Here is a 16,013-nt window from a genome sequence, read left to right on the forward strand (position 1 = left end):
TCCGATTTCTAAATATCAATGTAAACTGATTTGGTCTAATCCTTTTGCCAGTAGGCTGAAATTCCAGCCTTTATCCTGATCAAAATGATTACTTTCCAAAGTGTTAAACTGGTCTGCCAAATAATATGCGATCAAAAAGCGTCTAAGGACAGCCTTGGAAGCCTTAAGATCGGTTTTTTCATCCGGTTGATAATTTGCAACAACCGCGTAGGCAAACTTTTCGCGATCGATTTGTAGTTTGTCTTTCGCCATGTCATCAGTTCCTCTTTTCTTTAGCTCTCTAGGCCTCTTGGTCTTGAGCGTTCAATTCTTCAGCGCGCCGGGCGGCTAATTTTGCATCGACAGCATCAATCTTTTTCTTGTTAAGCGGGTAGAAGAAAATCAATGTCAACATGCCAAGTAACATGCAGGCAGCCGGAATCAGGTTACCGATCGCGTATATCCGATTGATAACCACAGCACTTTGAGTAGCCCCACCGGTTGTTGAAGAAATATACCCGATCGCTGTTAACATGAACCCACCAAGGCCACCACCGACAGCTTGCGCACACTTTCGCGCAAATGAATTAACGCCATAAACAGTGCCATCTTCCCGAAAACCGGTTAAGTATTGATGATAGTCAATAACATCAGTAATAAATGCCCAAACCATCAAGTTGAACATTCCGGAACCAAGCGTTGCCAAGAACAAAAGAATGAGGTAGATCCAAGGATTTGTGAGATGCAAGAAATACATCAGCAAATACATGAACGTTCCAAACGCTAAGCAAGCAATACTTGCCTCTTTCTTACCGAAACTCTTGATAAGCTTCGTTGCAAACGGTGCCAGTACAACCACTGTGCCATAAGTGAAGAGCAAAGCAATCGAAAGTGCCGTGCTGTTCTGGAAATAATCGGTAAAGAGATAGGTTGCCAACGTGCCAGACAAGTTCTGGTTGATGACTAGGAAGAAATCGGCGAAGACCAACGCCATCAAAGCTTTATTTGTAAACAAGCCTTTGATGAGTTTAGAAGCAGAAACACGCTCGGTTTTCTTGACCTGAACCCTTTCCGTGGTCATCCGATAAATCACATTGTAGCAAGCAAACGCAATGACGGCACACATGATTGAAACCATAAAGAAGCGATTCGCTGAAACCACTTTTTGACCATTTGCGGCCGTTTGATAAACCAATAATGGAATGATGAACCCAGTTGCTGCGCCACCAATCGCTGCACCCACTGAACGAGAAGTAGATAATGATGCTCGATGATCAGGATTTTCCGAAATTGCACTGGCCATTGAACCATAAGGAATGTTGATGCAAGAATTTAAGATCCCATAAACTAGGTAAGTGACGAAAATATAAACGACCCGCCAAATCATCGGCCAGTTCGAGACAAACGGAAGAAAAAGAATGACAGTAATCGCACAAAACGGATATTTAACCCATTTAATCCAAGGACGGAACCGACCATTTTTGGTCAACGGCGTTATATCGGCTATACGTCCAACCGTGACATCCGCAAAGGCATCAATAAAGCGCGCCGAAAGAAATAATCCGCCCACGATCGCACCGGAAATACCAAGTGCATTCGTATAATAAATGGTCAAAAAGCTGTTAACCAAACCAAGAATAAAACAATTACCTAAATCACCAAATGCGTAACCGATCTTGTCGCGCCAATCAAAGCTGTGGGCATGTGTTTGCACCATTTCAAGCCCGGACGCCGCATCAGCCGGTGTGTCAATCGAAGATGCTTTCATCATTAAACACTCCTTACCATCCGTTTTGTCCGGTCATTATGAATAGACCAGGCAAAACTTGCTTTTAAATTTTTAGTAGAATTCCTTCAGATATTCAGTCAGTGCTAACTCCGCCATTGACTGTCCGTAAGGCATCACTGAAGTTTTGACCTGCTTATAGAATTCCTTTGTTTCGCCCATCGGTGTTCCGCCAGACGTCATCGCAAGCGCACCATTTTCGTCGATGTTAGCGAAAAGTGCATCAATACCCTTAAGCGCCACCTCCCGATAACTGTTATCAATCAGATGATTATGAACCGCTTTCAAAATGCCGTAAGTAAAACCTGCTGTTGCTGACCCTTCCAGATAGCTAGTCGGATCGTCAATCAGCGTGTGCCAAAGTCCGCTTTTGTCTTGATACTTCTTCAATGCATCAATTTGATATTGAAGATTCATTCGAACAAACTCACGAAAAGCATCCCCTTCAGGCAAATTCAGCAACTCTAAGATTTCCGGGAAAGCAATCGTAATCCATGAATTACCTCGTCCCCAAAAAGCTCCAGAAAAGTTGTCCCGCCGTTTGAATGACCAGCCGTGATACCAGAGTCCGGTCCGCTTATCCTGCAAAAACTGGATGTGCAATAAAACTTGTTTTTTGGCTTCTTGAATGTACTCCGGCTTCTTCAACACCTTTCCGAGTTTCGTGAGTGTCAAAACGCTCATCATCAAAGTGTCCGCCCACATTTCTCCTGGATTGAGGTCGCCATATGTGACATGTTGAAACCCGCCTTTTTCTGTCCGCGGCAATCGGTAATAAAGCCAATCACCCCAGGCTTCTAAATGAGGCAAGTAGGCTCGATCTCCGGTTTCTTCGTACAAGTATGCCAATGTCAACATTTGAACCATGGTATTGATATTCTTTTCAACAGGCGCCTCTTTAAAGTGGCTGTCAAACCAGTCTTTAATGACTTTAAGCACCTCTGGTTTGCGACTAAGCTGGTAGTATTTCATCATGCCGTACAATCCAACTCCTGACGTCCATTCCCAGAAGTTAAAACTCTTATTGTCTATAAGGGAACCATCTGCAACCTTTACGAAGAACTCGCCTGTTGGATCGCTAAGGTGGATCTCATTGTCAATTAGTAAATCAATTTTTGTCTCTAGCTGATTCTTGGTATATGCACCCATCTGTTTTTGAACCTCCTTTAGCTGTCTATCGACACACTGGTTAGCATTTGCTTGATACTTTTTTCACAAGAAAAGGCAGACGCCGCCTTCTATATTTAAAACCGAAAGGCCTTATATTTCCTAAAAAGAAATAACGTTTTTTATTTATCAAACATCTTGATATTATTGCAAGCGCATACAGAATGTCAAGGGCAAATTCATGCTAAATTTCAGCACTTGTATTTTTCTATTTTCGTGCTATATTAGATTGGTTTAAATTGGTAATTTCATTTCTTATAAAGAAATAACGTACATTATGTGCTGCCTTTTTCTAGCGCTGATTGTCACTTTCTATCTTTCTTTTTAATCTTATTGGCTGAGCACCAACGTTTTCATTGAGTTCCGTTATAATAGGCTATTAAGCATTATTTGGTATTAAAAAACGGCACCCTCCATTTTCATGAAGTGGCACCGTCTGTATTTTCACTCACAAGGAATTTCTCGCATAAGCACATTAATTTTTATTTAACCAGTTATGCGGAAATGTTCCGATATTCAAACAATATTGACCCGCTCATACCCTTCGCTGCTTTTGCCATAGCATCGCACCGGCAATCAACCCGAGAATTGCCACGCCGACAAAGCTCATATTCACGTTACTTGTTTCCCCTGTCTCCGGCATTTCATCGCCGTTCTTCGGTTGATGTTGGCCTTTTTGTGATGCATGGGGTTTGGCTGACGTTGCCTGTCCTCCGGTCCCTTGATTAATATCCGGGGCTTTTTCAATTTTCACTAACTTGGCCTGTGCATCCTTCAGTTGTTGGGTGACCTTATCTACTTCAGCTTGCGTCGGCTCATACTGACTCAACACCTGGTTGGCAGCAGCAATAGCAATTTGTAGGTTTTGCCATGTATCGTCGGTATAGTCTTTCTCATGCAACTTCGCGGCATCTGCCAAAGCTGTTGCAAGTGCGCGTTTATCAGCAACCTTGACCAATGCGTTCATGGCATCGACTAGTTTTACCTTTGCCGCATCCACGACTTTTTGGGAAACATTGTCTGATGACTGAGCCTCTTTGGCCGCTGTTAGTGCCGATGCGAACGCCGCAAAGCTGGTTTTCGTGTAATCGGCCGCTTTCATCTGTTCAGCCTGTTTAATCACGTTGTCCAGATCGGTTTTATCGGCAGGTACATCCAGCGTGAATGTCACGGTACGACTCGCACCGGCCAAGCCTGATGTTTCAAAAACGAGCCGATGCCCATTCGTGGAAAAGTTGGCTGCGTCATCTCCGTCAATTTGTACAGGATACTTGAAATCAAGGTGAATGGGTTGATTGGTTTGTTGCGGATCCGCAATCGTGAGCTGATAACGATTTGATCCAAGATCCTTAATGACAAGTGCGGCCGGTTGCTGAACAGAAACCAAGCCATCCAGTTGTGAAGCTTTGGTCCAGATGTTAGCCATCAGTTGATTTTCCGTTTTAATGGCTTGAACATCACCAGTGTTGGCCAGCACTTGATAGGTTGGATCTTTGGCTAGGGCTGCGATTTTGGCATCACTCGCGCCTGGCACCGTGACATATTCATAATGACCGTTATTAACAGCCGAGCCGTGCATGGCAGCTAATGTGACATAATGATGTCGATAAACGGTATCAGATGGGAAATACCCGTTAATGTCCTTATACGTTCCGGTGCGCGTTGCCTGGCTGATGTTAACCGGACTATTGCCGGGCGCTACGATATACCCGACATTATTGGCAGGATCGGCAGTATTCAAATTGGCCCACTGCCCTACCGTTTTTTGGCTCGTATAGGCATGCCCGTCTACCGTTATCTTGGTGGCAGCCGGATCAATTTGTCGCTGATCAAGAATTGTTTCAATATCGGCTGTGGTGGTGCCGGTAATATTGGCACCGAGATTCACCACTTGATCATTCAACAAGAACCAGGATTTCTTGGCCTTGAGATTTTGGCCTTCATTTACTTTGTTCAAGGCCATACCGACACTGGCGGTAAGACCATCCGTCGCACCGCCAACCCAGGATTCCGGACTCCGTGAAGATGACTTGGCACCGTCTGCAAGTTTAATAGTGTCAACTGTAGTTCCCGGCAATCGATAAGGATCGACCGTTGTCCAGTAGCCTTCACCAAACTGATTCAAATCACGATTGTACAGATAAAGCATCCCGTCAGCTGTGTGCCAAGCGTGACCGTTTTCAGTATTGCCAAACTCAAAATTGGCGATCCGCTTGGAGTACATCGCGATGCCAACTGAGTGAGTTGGCGTTTTCTGCATCACGCGATCCATGGAACCATAAACATTCAGCGAGCTCACATCATCAGGTTGCGCAGTGGCATGACTCAGTGCTGTTTGCAGTCCGTTAAGGGCAGCGTAATCACGCGGATTGTGATAAAAATTATACTGTTTACCCACTTGCCCTACCCACGTTGCGACTGCCTGATAAATTTTCTGTTTTAGTGTTGCTGGTGCGGCATCAGCAATTAATGTCAGATTAGCTAACGTCTCCCTGCCTGTTTCTAGCTCAGTTGTTTCCGAATTGGTTCCAGGTGCTCGCGAAATACTCCGGCCGGAAACCATCGACGGCATCCGCCCATTAACCATTAGCTGCAAAAATCCTTTGTCAATCAAATTAAAAACATTGGCAAATTGAACTTCACTAATGGCCCAAGGCGTACCGACAAGGGTTGACGAGATACGGGCAATGCCTTTAATCATTTCATTCCCGTAACTGCCGTTGTATGGGAAAAAAGTATGCTGAATAAAGGAACCATCTGCATAAATACCGTCTTTGGACGTCACTAACCCCATCGCTTTTGGCAGGTTCTTTTGGACCAATGCAACGCGGGTATCATTCTCCAAAAGCAAACCACTGGCTAACACGGAAATCGAAATATCGGTCAGATTCGCTCCGGTTGCGGTATATTTTGGCCATTGAATATTGGGATCCTTGGCATAACCTAGCAACGGTTGAACAAATTTAACTAATTTTTGTTGATCTTGTTGATGCAGGTCGTCATACAACAAAATCAACGTATCATCCAGTTGTTGAGCCGCGCCAATCTGCCAATCCCACCAATTGCCGGTTGAATACACGCCATTGTACTTCTTAATCGTAATCATGAAATCGATACCATCAAGAATGGCTTGGTAAACCTCAGTCTTTTGATACTGGGCACTCAACGGATTATAGTACCCCAGCGTCAGCAGTTTGAGGTTAGTAAACATTGTTGTGTAATCCGCCGACGTTGTATCGGCAGCCTTTTTGGGCCACAACCGCGTTCGACCAGCACTGCGATCCATTGTGTCCCATAACGTCTGGCTTTGCTTAGCCAAATCGGTCAAATAGGCAGTAACATTGGGATTGTTCAAATCCGGATGTGCCGCCATCAATCGATCCCGCCAGCGCGTTCGCATCAAAGCATATTCCGGTCGTGCTGTCTGCTCATCGCTCGTGCTAACTGTTGTCTGCTTTGGCAATTCAGTTGCCACATTCGGATCCAGTTTTTTCGTGTCCTGGCCATTGTCATCGCTCACATTCACCGCAGACTGCTGATCAAGCGTGTCACTGGCGCTTGCTTGGCTGGGTTGCAACCCAATCAAACCCAGCGTAAGTGCCATCACGCTTATGCTCAATATGTATCTCCTCATAGACCTCTCCCACCTGTTTGTCCTTCAAAAGCATCTTATTTCACGACAATCTCAGGATAAGAATCAACTGTTAGATTCACCGAGAACGTCATGAAATAACCTTTGTGAGGTTAACATGCAGAGGTTGAAAGCGCAAACAATATGGACGCTTGCGTTGATTTAAAATGCCTTTGATATTGCATCGGCTGTTGAAAATATAAATCAAATTTTTTATTTGCTTGATTAATTTACAAGTTACTTGATGGACAGTTCACTTCTCACGGTTATCAGCAGCCTTGAAAAGATCCGGAGTTTTTACCACGCATCATATTGTAAAAGAAAAAAGAGTCGTGCATTTCGCACAACTCCGCAGCATTCATGTTGCACTCTTCTGTGACGAACGCCGCCAAACCGTCAATGCCTTTGCGTAAGTCAATGCGAGCACAAACGATGTAGCTATTAGCTTTGGACAGGTTGGAGATCATGGGCCATCAACTCCTGCAGAATAATCCGTGCCATCACCTTATCAATGCCGTTGTAAAAAAGAACCTCAGCTTCTTTGAGTTTAACCTTAGCGCCAAGTTTTGGCTTTACGACAACCGAGGCACCATCGCGGTTCACCATTTGGATCGGCACCTTATCGTTGGTTTGGGTCATAAAAAATCCTCCAATCTTCTTGATAAACCAAGTATAGATGGAAGATTCCAACAGTTATAGGTACCGGTGCTATGTGACGCATACAATGTGCGTGGACTGCCACCGCATGTTAATGGATGGTTTTATCTTCAACATCATTAAACCGCTCACCATGTTTCCGATGACACGCCTATCCAACAAACGTTGCAAAAGCTCTGGGCTTAATCAATGGCAGCCGAATCAATACCATACAATGTTGCTAGATCCTGAATCTGTTGTTCATTAATGCCAAACGAGAAGACTGTGTGGTGACCACCACCACTTTGAATCCAGTCCGTGGCGCCTTTTTTCAACCCGACTTTGGGTGTCCATAACTGTTTTGCCACTGGCAGGTGTGGAGTTTCAGCTTCAGGCTTGTGGGCATTGACGGGGTAACTGATTAGCTTGAAGCCACTACGAAAATCAGATAGCGTCACATCAACGGCGTCCCCTTCAGAACCATCAAAGACCAAACGTGCCGGATCAGCTTTACCGCCAATATCGAGCGGATGAACCTCAACTCGCGGCTTGGTGCTGGCAATCGTCGGATCAACTTCCAGCATATGCGAGCCTAAGATAGCCTCATGACCTTTGCGCAGATCAAGCGTGTAGTCTTCCATAAACGATGTCTTCTCATTATGAGCCATGACCTTGATAATGCGACTTAAAGCGGCAGTTTTCCAATCACCTTCCGCGCCAAAGCCATAACCATCTCGCATCAGCAACTGCGCGGCAAGCCCCGGCAGCTGTTCCAGACCCCACAAATCTTCAAAATTCGTTGTAAATGCGTTATAGCCGCGGTCATCCAGGAATTTTTTAATCCCCAGATATTCCCGCAACTGGTATTTAATCGAATGCGTAAACTTGTCAGCACTGTTATCGCCTTGTACAAAGTCATATTCAGCAGCCAACTTGGTATAAGCATCATCAATATCTTTGTCGCTCACCGCATTCACAACCTGAACCAAATCACCGACTCCATAATAGTCAACGGTCCATCCTAACTTGATTTGGGCTTCAACCCGGTCGCCATCAGTTACAGCGACATGACGCATGTTATCGCCAAATCGGGCAACTGAAGTATGGAAGCTTTCATCGTAAGCCACGGCAACGTCTTGCCATTGACCGATTTCTTCCTGAACTTCGGGATCATCCCAATAACCATAAACAATTTTGTTATGAACACCGAGACGAGCATTAATATAGCCGTATTCCCGATCACCGTGAGCACTTTGGTTAAGATTCATATAATCAAAATCAATCGTGCTATAAGGAATGTTGTTACGAAACTGCGTCGCTAAGTGCAAAAGCGGCTTTTGAAGTAACTCCGTACCGCGAATCCAGTTTTTGGCAGGAGAGAACGTGTGCATCCAAGTGATCACACCGGCCACCTCATCGTGATAATTAGCTTCTTTCATAAACTTGGTAATGCCGTCAGCAGTTGTCATGACACCTTTGAAGACTACCGGATAAGGCAATTTGCCTTCACTGTTTAATCGATCAGTAATCGTTTGACCATCAGATTGAACTTCACGCAAGGTCTCTTCGCCATAAAGTGACTGACTGCCAACAACGAACCAGAATTCATAGTTTTGCGATAATGTCATCATACTGAAAACCTCCATTTTTTAGAACGCAAGTCAGGATGTTGAGGTAACGGAATGTATGTGACTCGGCAATTTTGTGGTGGATCTTTAGCCAGCTAGCCTTTACACGCGAGCCTTTGCAAACTGCGTACACATCTTCAGTCAACGTGAAAAATGTTGCCGTTAGTCATTGACGTCTGTGTACCGGAACTTGCCTGAAAAACGTTCGACAGTGTTCATCAAAGTGCAACTATATTCAATAGTTCTGCTACATCACTAAAAATATTGAAGCACTTTCATTTATCCTAACGCAGCTTTTTGTTCGAATCAAATATAATTTTTAAAATTAATTCGAATAAATTCGCAAACACAAAAACTTAAGTGTAGCTGCGGGGTAATTACCGCGCAGCCCACTGAAAGCCTTGCAAAGTCAATCGCGTAACTTCCGGACGCTGGCAGACTGCCAGATCATGGCCAAGTGATTGAAAATATCAGTCTGAACCGGATTGGCTGCCGTTTTATCGTTAACCACCAAGATATTGTCAACGCCCAAATTGCGACTCCAGACAAGCGCCACCTGACCGTGGACAAGTCGCTCGTCGATTCTCACCATCTCAATCAAATAGACCACCCATTTCTCTTCAGGAAACATCGTTCTCATATGAACATTTTGCGCAACCGCTTACGAAACCCAACAACTTTATTGCATTAATTTATTGTGTTAAAATTAATTCGAATTAATTAAAAATAAACCTTTTCCGAAAGGATCAAATCATGAAATCAGATATCACAAAGGTCGAAAAAGCGCTAAAAGCAAAACTTCTTTCTGGTGACTATCAAGTTGGAGACAAATTGCCAACCGAACATGAGCTGTTAAACATGTTCAAAGTGACGCGCTATTCATTACGACAAGCCTTAAAGAAAATGAGAGCTGAAGGTTACATTGTTTCCCGTCAAGGGAGTGGATTTTATGTTGGAGATCCTAGTCAACCGATTGTCCCGCCCAGTAGCCAAAAGCTCATTGGTGTTTTGACCACGCATTTAGCCGATTATATCTTTCCCAAAATTATTTCCGGAATCGATCAGGTTCTATCTAAACAAGACTATTCGATTATCTTAAGCAACACCCATAATGACGTTGCCCGCGAACGTCAAAGTTTAATGACCTTTCTGGATAGCCCGATTAATGGCCTGATCGTTGAACCAACCAAAAGTGCGACGCCAAGTCCGAATCTTGATATCTATCGAGAACTGTTACGGCGTCGCATCCCCATCATCTTTATTCATGCAAAATATCCCGAGCTAGATGTGCCAGTCATCAAAACGGCTGACGAACAGTCGGAGTATGATCTATTACAACTGCTTTTTAACGCCAACCACAAATACATTCTCGGCATGTTCCAAATTGATGATCAACAAGGGGTTAACCGCATGCATGGCTTCGTCCGGGCCTATCAAGACCATCCTGAGTTAGCCACCTTCAGCAACCTGATTCTTTACCAGTCGGAAGAGTCATTTGAAAATCTCACCCTCAAGTTGCAGGGTTTCCTCAATGCTACCAACCCACCCACGGCCATTGCCGCTTATAACGACCAATTAGCCATTCAATTGATCGCTTGGTTGCAAGACCAAGGCTATGTGATTCCAAAAGATATCTCAATTGTCGGTTTCGACAATTACACCATGTCAGCGTATATTACCCCCAAGCTGACGACAGCTAGTCACCCTAAACGTAAAATGGGAGGTACCGCTGCCGAAATGCTGTTGAAGCAAATTGCCCATCAAAAAGTTGGCAGCGTTGAATTTCCGCCCAAAATTGTTGAACGCGCCTCCATTCAACAACTGACTGACAAAAAATAGCCGATCGCCTTTACCCCCTCATCGTCACTACGCTCAAATAGCCGCCAGACCGCGGGTCAACATCGCATATAATCGATTATCAGACTGCATGTGGAGTTTGCTGGTGTTTCGTCATCATGTTTACAAAAAAAGAGCACGCCCAGAATTTCACCAATTCTAGGCGTGCTTGACTCCCCGCTAAGTATTTCTCCTGACGCTTACCTGTGATTCCATGTTGGTATGTTCAGCTACCCTCGTTCTTCACAAGACGAAGAAATCTGTCACCGCACTTTTTATTCACGTTACTTTGATTCCGCCGTAAGGTCATCAAGAATACGATTTACCTTCTGTTCTCGCAGCTGATAAAGGCCACATTGTTCACGACAAAATACGGTGCGGTCCTTTTTAACTTCGTCCACAACCCTCTCGATGACTGCATTAGTGCGTTGATTGGCTTGACGCAAGGCTTCGAGTTTTGCATTGGGTTCGGACATTGTTGCAGTCGCTGTTAATGCCTTCAGGATCATCTGTGCCTTATATTCACGAATCGGGTGACTTTCTTCCAGTTGGTGCCTGATCAATAAGTCCTTCATTTTTAACACCCTCGCTTTGTTAGCCGCTTTTACGCCAGAAACAACCATTAGAGTTGGGCGTCTTCAAAGCGTTCAACTCTGAGCAATTAAATAGTAACCATTACTCTCTACAATAGGTAGAATACGCCGGTTCTCTCCACTCTGTCAATGTAATAGTGCAACATCGAGCTACCTGCCTCTTTAATCTTATCAGAATTTTTCGGTTTACAGTACATTTAAATTGATGATCAGCTCACATTCCCGTAACCTTGATGCCATACCAGCTCTCTAAGCTGACAAACCAGGAGAATTATTATGAAGACATATACCCCCGAAGCTCTGCGAAAAAATTTGTTTGATTTGCTGAACAAAGTGGCAACAGGAAACGAAGAAATAGAAATTTCCCTCAACCGACGTACCGACTTCGATAGAAGAATTGTTTTGGTCAGTAAAGACCGTTACAACGATTTGAAAGAACTGGATTTCTTATACGAAACGGACACGCTGCCCGTTGTCAGGAACTGAATGTAGAGCGCAAAACCAGATGACTTCAATGACGAGAATGCTTACTAACAACTCACATTTGAAGTGCGACTCAAGATACACTAACAAATAGTTTTTCAACGAAAAGTCCAAGTGGCTACATCGCTTTTGAATCACCTAACTCAATCCTCCAAGATATATGCCCATATTTAACACTGCGGTGACAAAAAGTGTTACAAGTGATAAGCTCTTTACAGGATGAAAATGAATCGTGCCATTTGACGGTCACCGCAGATTAACCACCTGCATTAAGTAAGATCGTTCGAACGGTTGGCGGCTTCCTTGAAAGGGAGCCGTTTTTTATTTCAAAGCAAAACGCCTGAGGCCAGACCTCAGGCGTTCTTAATTCTATGAAGGTTCTTTTCTCGTGTCTCAACCGGTGAAACAGTCTATTTGCGCGCAATTTTCCCGCATTACCGTAATTATGTGTGTAGTGCTTGTAGTTAAATTTTCACTTACGCTTCGCCTTCCACCAACACATTGCAATGCCGCGTCCGAACTCTATTCTGATCCCAATCAACAAAATAGATATATCCAACTGTACCCGTTTGAAGCTCACCATCGCGAATAACAAAGGTTTCACTGGCACCGAACATCGACGCACGAATATGGGCATCCCCGTTCAGCACAGTTCCGTCGTCGCCTTTGTATGCAGGATTGTCTTGAATGCTGTGTAGAAAATCAATATGCTTCGGGCCTGGATATTTGTAATTAGTATTTTCGGTCAGCTCTCGTGGCACGATTTTGTCTAACAGGCGACTCATATCAACCAGTAGATATTCATCACCGTTAAAGTCGCGATCATGGGTAAATTCTTCAAATATGACCGAACAAGTGGTATGGGGTGATTGAACCACACATATGCCATTCTGAACGCCACTATCCTTAACAAACTGTTTGACTTGGTCAGTCACATTATGAAAAGTAACTCTATGCCCATTCGACGTTAAGTCCAATACTTCGCTTTTAACCGTCATGCTAATTGTGCCTCCTTATAAGCAGCCATTGCACCCATCATTTCTTCTAGTTTTGCCTGCCAATCTGGTGCTTTAATGATCCCACTCGTGCCACCTGTACCATCAGCGCCTAGTTGCAGCACTTTCTTAACGTCAACGCCGGTGCTGACACCAGCTGCCTGCATGATTAAAATATTGGCGTCAACATCACGCACTGCTTCATTCGTTGCCTTGATATAGTCTTCATTGCTGATGCTACCAGTACCGATCAGACTGGTGGGTTCACAGATCATCATTGTAGGGTGCAGTGTCGCGATTGCCCTACTTTCCGATGGTGTATCTGAACACACAATGGTCATGAGACCCACCTCCTTGGCACGAGTAATCGTTTGATCCAAGACACCGATCCCAAGCGGCTTTTCTGCATGATTTAACACAACTGCTTCAACACCTGCTGCTTTTAACGCTTCCGGTAACACATGGCCCATTCCCCGTCCCGGTCGCAACGGATCCATGTGTTGCGCCGCGATAATTAGGTGACTCGTTGCAGCTTTGATGCGCGGTAGGTCAATCAGTTGACCGGTAAACAAACAATCCAATTGATTCTGACTTGCAACTTTATCCGCGATCTTTGCGAGCTTCACCACGTCATCACCGTAAAGATAAGACTTAGGGTTCACAATGAAAAATGGTTTTCTGATCCCTGTCATACCAACATCATCCCTTTCAGAAAATGACAACTATAAGGTGCCAAGTGCGATCGCATGTTCAGCCTGATTCAGCTTGACCGTGTTAAAAACATCAATATAGTGTTCGTCCAGCAACTCAACGCTGCGTTGTTCAGCTTCGATCATCTTAAGGACATTTTCATATTCTTGAGCTTGCGCAGCGTGAAGTGCAGCATTAGCTAAGTCGGTATAGATATTGACTTTAGTGATTCCCAACGTTGCTGCTTTACGCAAGTTTTCATCCCCTGATGAAGATCCACCATGTAAAACCAAAGGAACAGAAACCGCCTTTCTAAGCTCGCTAAGACGCTCAAAGTTCAGATGCGGTGTTTGTGCACTTTTGTAAACACCATGTGAAGTCCCAATTGAAACCGCTAGAGAATCAACTTGCGTACGTTTTACAAACTCAACTGCCGCATCGACTTCGGTATACTGATTGGCATCGTCCTCGCTCAAACCGGTACCAACATGTCCAATTTCAGCTTCAACCACAACGCCGCGTTGGTGTGCGTAATCAACCACATCTTTGGTCACTGCGATATTTTTATCGAACTTTTCTGCCGAAGCATCAATCATGACGGATGTGAAGCCATGGTCAACGCCATATTTCACTAAATCCGGAGAAAATCCGTGGTCTAGGTGCAAAACTATCGGCACTTTTGCCTGAGCACCATAAAACTTGCCTAAATTCAAAGCTTCATCAATATCGATATCTGCCTCGTGCTTTTGTGCCCACGCGAGTAAAATTGGTACTTGTTTTTGTTCGGCAGCCGCAACGTGTGCGCGAGCTGACATTTCATCCCAAAAGTTGAAGTGCGGAATCGCGAAACCACCTGCGCGTGCCGTCAGCAACAAATTTTTTGAAGAAATGAGCATTATTTAGCAGCCTCCCCATCTTCAATGTCCTGTTTAATTTCGGCATAAACCTTATCTGCACCAATACCTGTCAACAACGGTACCCCATCAATAACCTTTTCTTTAATCGAATCTGGCACCAACGTTGTCGAGACCACAATGTCGTAATCATCAATGTGGTTCACTTCTTCGGCCACTTTGCTTTGATACAGCTTGACATTCTGCGTGAGTCCTTGTTGATCCAACCAGGTTTTTAGCTTACCCATTACAACAGTTGAAGTTGCTACACCGGTACCGCAGATAACTAATAATTTTTTGGTCATGTTTGTTCTCCTCTTTCTAGATATTATGCTGTTACTTTTGTACCCTTATCGCGAATCTTGTTAAGCCAGAATAGTAATCCCAATGCAATCAGGAACAAAACTGCAATGCCGACCCACTGAAACTTTTCACCCATCATCAAGTAAATAAAGTTCGTCCACAAACCGCCATCACTTAATGCAGAAATCGAATTGTTACCGCCCATGTTGAAACTTGCCGCTTTTGCCAGTTTGGTGATCAGTGGCGCTGCCCAACTGGCAACGTAAAGGCTGATTGCGATATCGACAGTCCCGGCAATGACGGTTCTAAAGATGTCGCCCTTGAACACAGCAGCAAACAACGCAATAAAGAACGGAATTGTTGCTAGATCACCAAAGGGTAATACCTTATTCCCTGGCAGGACAACTGCGAGGAGCAATGTGATTGGCACCAACAGTAAGGCTGAAGATAGAACCGAACCTTGTCCGATAGCTAACGCACTATCCATCCCAATGTATAATTTTCGGCCTGGGAAGTGCTTTTTGATCATATCGTTAGCGCCTTCCGAAATGGGGGTCAGGCCTTCCATAAGCAGCGAAACCATACGTGGCATGAGCATCATGACTGCAGCCATACTGACAGCTAAGTTCAATACTTTATTGATCGGTTGTTGCGCTAATAACCCAATAACCAACCCAATAATGGCTCCGATAACGGTCGTATCGCCAAAAACACCTAGGCGTTTTTGAATGGTTTCGGCATCAAGATGAATTTTGTTAATTCCGGGAATACGATCAAACAACCAGTTGAAAGGAAGCGCAAAGACGTAACCTGGTGCAGATAAACCGTGAGGAAACGAAATACCTTCCAGACCATAATACTTGGCAACAGTGGGCGCGCTCAGATCAGCAAAGAAATAAGTGAACATGGTAACGACAACCATCGTGGCAAGTCCTAACCACATGTTGCCGGTCAGCGTATAAAGAATGGAGCCAGCAAATGCCACATGCCAGTAATTCCAAATATCAACGTCCAGCGTTTTGGTTAAGCCCAAAATCAACAAAATAATATTCGTGCCAACGCCTACTGGAATCGCCATAGCACCCAATGCCGTACCATAAGCAATCGCCGAGGCTGCTGGCCACCCAACATCAATACTGCTAAGGTGCAAGTCATAATTACTGATCATGGCTTTTGTTGCCGGTCCTAAGCTTGTTGTCAGTAGGTTAATAACAAGATTTAATCCGATAAAACCAATACCAATCGTTAACGCAGACTTAAATGCCTTACCTGGTTTAATCCGCAGCGCTAGTCCGAAAAGAAATAGCAATATGGGCAAGAAGACGCTTGCGCCTAAGTTGACGATCCATTGAATCACTTGCATTTGAGCTCTCCTCCTTTGTTTTCAATACCA

The 16,013-nt window shown here is 44.4% G+C and carries 15 protein-coding genes; 2 read left to right on the top strand and 13 right to left on the bottom strand.

What is annotated here, in order from left to right; translation table 11 throughout:
• Positions 1-15: 15 nt before the first annotated feature.
• The 7 genes from LACPH_RS12925 to LACPH_RS12955 all read right to left on the bottom strand — a co-directional run bounded on the left by LACPH_RS12925 (position 16) and on the right by LACPH_RS12955 (position 9,467).
• Entirely contained in the window at positions 16-252 is a 237-nt protein-coding gene (locus LACPH_RS12925) for a hypothetical protein (RefSeq protein ID WP_274785182.1), read from the bottom strand.
• A gap of 28 nt (positions 253-280) precedes the next feature.
• On the bottom strand, positions 281-1,696 hold the full coding sequence (locus tag LACPH_RS12930; RefSeq protein ID WP_231956503.1) for an MFS transporter: 1,416 nt from the start codon (positions 1,694-1,696) through the stop codon (positions 281-283).
• Between the two features lie 123 nt (positions 1,697-1,819).
• The gene (locus LACPH_RS12935) at positions 1,820-2,914 is read right to left on the bottom strand and encodes a glycoside hydrolase family 88/105 protein (protein ID WP_274785183.1); all 1,095 of its coding nucleotides are present in this window, start codon (positions 2,912-2,914) and stop codon (positions 1,820-1,822) included.
• A 553-nt stretch (positions 2,915-3,467) separates the two neighbouring features.
• The gene (locus tag LACPH_RS12940) at positions 3,468-6,566 is read right to left on the bottom strand and encodes a polysaccharide lyase family 8 super-sandwich domain-containing protein (protein ID WP_306387049.1); all 3,099 of its coding nucleotides are present in this window, start codon (positions 6,564-6,566) and stop codon (positions 3,468-3,470) included.
• A gap of 438 nt (positions 6,567-7,004) precedes the next feature.
• Entirely contained in the window at positions 7,005-7,202 is a 198-nt protein-coding gene (locus tag LACPH_RS12945; protein ID WP_306387050.1) for a hypothetical protein, read from the bottom strand.
• Between the two features lie 200 nt (positions 7,203-7,402).
• Positions 7,403-8,827 (bottom strand): L-arabinose isomerase, encoded by a 1,425-nt coding sequence (gene araA / locus LACPH_RS12950; protein WP_087913305.1) that lies wholly within the window; start codon positions 8,825-8,827, stop codon positions 7,403-7,405.
• 409 nt (positions 8,828-9,236) lie between these two features.
• Complete coding sequence (locus LACPH_RS12955; protein WP_306387051.1) at positions 9,237-9,467, bottom strand: PTS sugar transporter subunit IIB; 231 nt, start codon at positions 9,465-9,467, stop codon at positions 9,237-9,239.
• 113 nt (positions 9,468-9,580) lie between these two features.
• Here LACPH_RS12955 and LACPH_RS12960 point away from each other — a divergent pair, with 113 nt between their 5' ends.
• Positions 9,581-10,666, top strand: a complete 1,086-nt coding sequence (locus LACPH_RS12960) for a substrate-binding domain-containing protein (RefSeq protein ID WP_274785185.1) — start codon at positions 9,581-9,583, stop codon at positions 10,664-10,666.
• A gap of 281 nt (positions 10,667-10,947) precedes the next feature.
• Here LACPH_RS12960 and LACPH_RS12965 read toward each other — a convergent pair whose 3' ends face one another.
• Positions 10,948-11,238 carry a hypothetical protein gene (locus LACPH_RS12965; RefSeq protein ID WP_274785186.1) on the bottom strand — a complete coding sequence of 97 codons (291 nt, stop codon included), beginning with the start codon at positions 11,236-11,238 and terminating at the stop codon, positions 10,948-10,950.
• Between the two features lie 294 nt (positions 11,239-11,532).
• Here LACPH_RS12965 and LACPH_RS12970 point away from each other — a divergent pair, with 294 nt between their 5' ends.
• Positions 11,533-11,742, top strand: a complete 210-nt coding sequence (locus tag LACPH_RS12970) for a type II toxin-antitoxin system Phd/YefM family antitoxin (protein WP_274785187.1) — start codon at positions 11,533-11,535, stop codon at positions 11,740-11,742.
• 473 nt (positions 11,743-12,215) lie between these two features.
• On the opposite strand, the gene LACPH_RS12975 is transcribed toward LACPH_RS12970, so the two are convergent.
• From LACPH_RS12975 to LACPH_RS12995, 5 genes are read right to left on the bottom strand one after another with little or no spacing between them, the layout of a single operon-like run.
• The gene (locus LACPH_RS12975) at positions 12,216-12,737 is read right to left on the bottom strand and encodes a YjbQ family protein (protein WP_087912995.1); all 522 of its coding nucleotides are present in this window, start codon (positions 12,735-12,737) and stop codon (positions 12,216-12,218) included.
• Positions 12,734-13,426, bottom strand: a complete 693-nt coding sequence (locus LACPH_RS12980) for a triose-phosphate isomerase (protein WP_274785188.1) — start codon at positions 13,424-13,426, stop codon at positions 12,734-12,736. Before LACPH_RS12980 ends, LACPH_RS12975 begins: the two co-directional genes overlap by 4 nt.
• Before the next feature lie 30 nt (positions 13,427-13,456).
• Positions 13,457-14,320: a class II fructose-bisphosphate aldolase gene (locus tag LACPH_RS12985; protein WP_274785189.1), complete on the bottom strand. Its 864-nt coding sequence runs from the start codon at positions 14,318-14,320 to the stop codon at positions 13,457-13,459.
• Positions 14,320-14,622, bottom strand: coding sequence for a PTS sugar transporter subunit IIB (locus LACPH_RS12990; protein WP_087912998.1), 303 nt, complete (start codon positions 14,620-14,622; stop codon positions 14,320-14,322). The genes LACPH_RS12985 and LACPH_RS12990 overlap by 1 nt, the downstream gene beginning before the upstream one ends.
• A gap of 23 nt (positions 14,623-14,645) precedes the next feature.
• Positions 14,646-15,983, bottom strand: a complete 1,338-nt coding sequence (locus LACPH_RS12995) for a PTS galactitol transporter subunit IIC (protein WP_274785190.1) — start codon at positions 15,981-15,983, stop codon at positions 14,646-14,648.
• Between the last annotated feature and the right edge of the window lie 30 nt (positions 15,984-16,013).

This window comes from Lacticaseibacillus parahuelsenbergensis, from assembly GCF_030770265.1.
In the GTDB taxonomy this organism is placed as follows: domain Bacteria; phylum Bacillota; class Bacilli; order Lactobacillales; family Lactobacillaceae; genus Lacticaseibacillus; species Lacticaseibacillus casei.